At 61.9% G+C, this 2,637-nt stretch carries 2 protein-coding genes; both read right to left on the minus strand.

The window, feature by feature from the left end:
- Nucleotides 1–320: 320 nt before the first annotated feature.
- Nucleotides 321–593: an HU family DNA-binding protein gene (locus tag ACXJ7R_RS29555; protein ID WP_027143628.1), complete on the minus strand. Its 273-nt coding sequence runs from the start codon at nucleotides 591–593 to the stop codon at nucleotides 321–323.
- Nucleotides 594–896: 303 nt separating this feature from the next.
- Nucleotides 897–2,637: endopeptidase La (gene lon / locus ACXJ7R_RS29560; protein ID WP_457154916.1), on the minus strand; the 1,741-nt coding region annotated here is incomplete at its 5' end.

Genomic DNA, 2,637 nt, shown 5'->3' on the forward strand with positions numbered 1-2,637 from the left:
AGGCATGGGGAACCTCTTCCCGACGTGGAGCAGCGCCGCCAATGTCCTAGGTGCAGGATAGTATGGCCAGGGCCCTCGGTCGAGCGCAAAAGCGGACTCGCGCCAAGCGCCCCTTCATCCCGGTTCTCCGGACGCGCGAGTTTGACTGCTTCGCGCCCTCATTTTCCGGGACGGCATGACCCAGAGATCGTCCACTCCAGGCCCGGCAAATGAAAAGCCGGGCAAGCCCGCCTTTTCTGGTCGCTTGTACCGGCGTCGGGCACAAAAATGAAAAGCCGGGCAAGCCCGGCTTTTCTGGTCTCTGAAAAGAAAAAAGTCGCTTAGTTGACCGCATCCTTGAGGCCCTTGCCGGCCGAGAACTTCGGCACGGTGCGCGCCGGGATCTGGACTTCGGCGCCTGTCTGCGGGTTGCGGCCCGTCGAAGCCGCACGCTTTGACACGGTGAAATTGCCAAAGCCGACAAGCCGGACATCGCCGCCCTTCTTCAGTTCGCCGGAGATCACGGAAAACACCGCGTCGACCGCCGACTGTGCGTCACCCTTCGAAATGCTCGCGGCGTCGGCGACAGCGGACACCAGTTCGTTCTTGTTCATAAAAATTCCCTTCCATGAGAACACCGGAACCTACGACTCATCCGGCAGGAAACGGACTTTAGAAAGAAGCGTTCCCGCAACCAAGTCGAAAAGCCCAAGAAAAAGCGGAAAAAGCCCGGGATTCCGGGGTTTTTCACATGAAAAAGCCGGGCGCGAAGCCCGGCTCTCTGTTTGTGCACCGCAACCTTAGCGAAAACTTACGCATGGCCCCGAAAAACCGCAGGCGGTTTTCGGAAAGGACCATGCGCAAGTCTCGAGTGTTAGAGCGTCCCTGGCGCGTCCAGGTGGACGCGCCGCTTTGCTCTAATGCGCAAGCGTCTTGCCGGCATCGTCCGCAGTGTCGGTCGTCGCCGGCGGATTGACAGGTTCGACCCACTCGATCGGCTCCGGCATACGCACCAGCGCGTGGCGCAACACCTCACCGACCCGCGAGACCGGAATGATTTCCATGCCGTTCTTCACGTTGTCCGGAATCTCCGCCAGGTCCTTGGCGTTGTCTTCCGGGATCAGCACCTTCTTGATGCCGCCGCGCAATGCGGCAAGCAGCTTCTCCTTGAGGCCGCCGATCGGCAGCACCCTGCCGCGCAGCGTGATCTCGCCGGTCATCGCCACATCGGCCTTGATCGGAATGCCGGTCAGCACCGAGATGATCGCGGTCGCCATCGCCACGCCGGCCGACGGTCCATCCTTGGGCGTCGCACCTTCCGGCACGTGCACGTGGATGTCGCGCTTGTCGAACAGCGGCGGCTCGATGCCGAAATCGATGGCGCGCGAGCGGACGTAGGAGGCCGCCGCCGAAATCGATTCCTTCATCACGTCGCGCAGGTTGCCGGTCACCGTCATGCGGCCCTTGCCGGGCATCATGACGCCTTCGACCGTCAGCAGCTCGCCGCCGACTTCCGTCCAGGCAAGCCCGGTAACGACACCGACCTGATCGTCAGCCTCGACCTGACCGAAGCGGAAGCGCGGAACACCGAGGTAGTCGGCGAGGTTCGCCGCCGTGATRTTGACCGTCTTCTTCTTCGTCTTCAGGATCTCGGTCACCGCCTTGCGCCCGAGCTTCATCAGCTCGCGCTCCAGACTTCTGACGCCCGCTTCACGGGTGTAGGTCTGGATGATGGCGCGGATCGCGTCCTCGCCAACGGAGAACTCCTTCGGCTGCAAGGCATGGTCGCGCACCACCTTCGGCATTAGGTGCCGCTTGGCGATCTCGATCTTCTCGTCCTCGGTGTAGCCGGCGATACGGATGATCTCCATGCGGTCCATCAAGGGCGCAGGGATGTTCAGCGTGTTCGCCGTCGTCACGAACATCACGCTCGACAGGTCGTACTCGACCTCGAGGTAATGGTCCATGAACGTCGAGTTCTGTTCCGGATCGAGCACCTCGAGCAGCGCCGACGACGGGTCGCCACGGAAGTCCTGGCCCATCTTGTCGATCTCGTCGAGCAGGAAGAGCGGGTTGGACTTCTTCGCCTTCTTCATCGACTGGATGACCTTGCCGGGCATCGAGCCGATATAGGTGCGCCGATGGCCACGGATCTCGGCTTCGTCACGCACGCCGCCGAGCGCCATGCGGATGAATTCGCGACCGGTCGCCTTGGCGATCGACTTGCCGAGCGAGGTCTTGCCAACGCCGGGAGGGCCGACGAGGCACAGGATCGGCCCCTTCAGCTTCTTCTGGCGGCTTTGCACGGCAAGGTACTCGACGATACGGTCCTTGACCTTGTCGAGGCCGAAATGATCGGTGTCGAGCACGTTCTGCGCGAAAGCCAGGTCCTGCTTGACCTTGGAGTTCTTGCCCCACGGGATCGACAGGATCCAGTCGAGATAGTTGCGCACGACGGTCGATTCCGCCGACATCGGCGACATCGTCCGGAGCTTCTTCAACTCGGCTTCCGCCTTTTCGCGGGCCTCCTTGGAGAGCTTGGTCTTCTTGATGCGCGCCTCGATCTCGGCAGCCTCGTCGCGGCCGTCCTCGCCTTCGCCGAGCTCCTTCTGGATCGCCTTCATCTGCTCGTTGAGGTAGTATTCGCGCTGTGTCTTC

The sequence above is a fragment of the Mesorhizobium sp. P5_C1 genome, from assembly GCF_054049815.1.

Coding starts and splice junctions, on each gene's coding strand:
- ACXJ7R_RS29555 (WP_027143628.1), bottom strand. CDS start 593: ATGAACAAGAACGAACTGGTGTCCGCTGTCGCCGACGCCGCGAGCATT.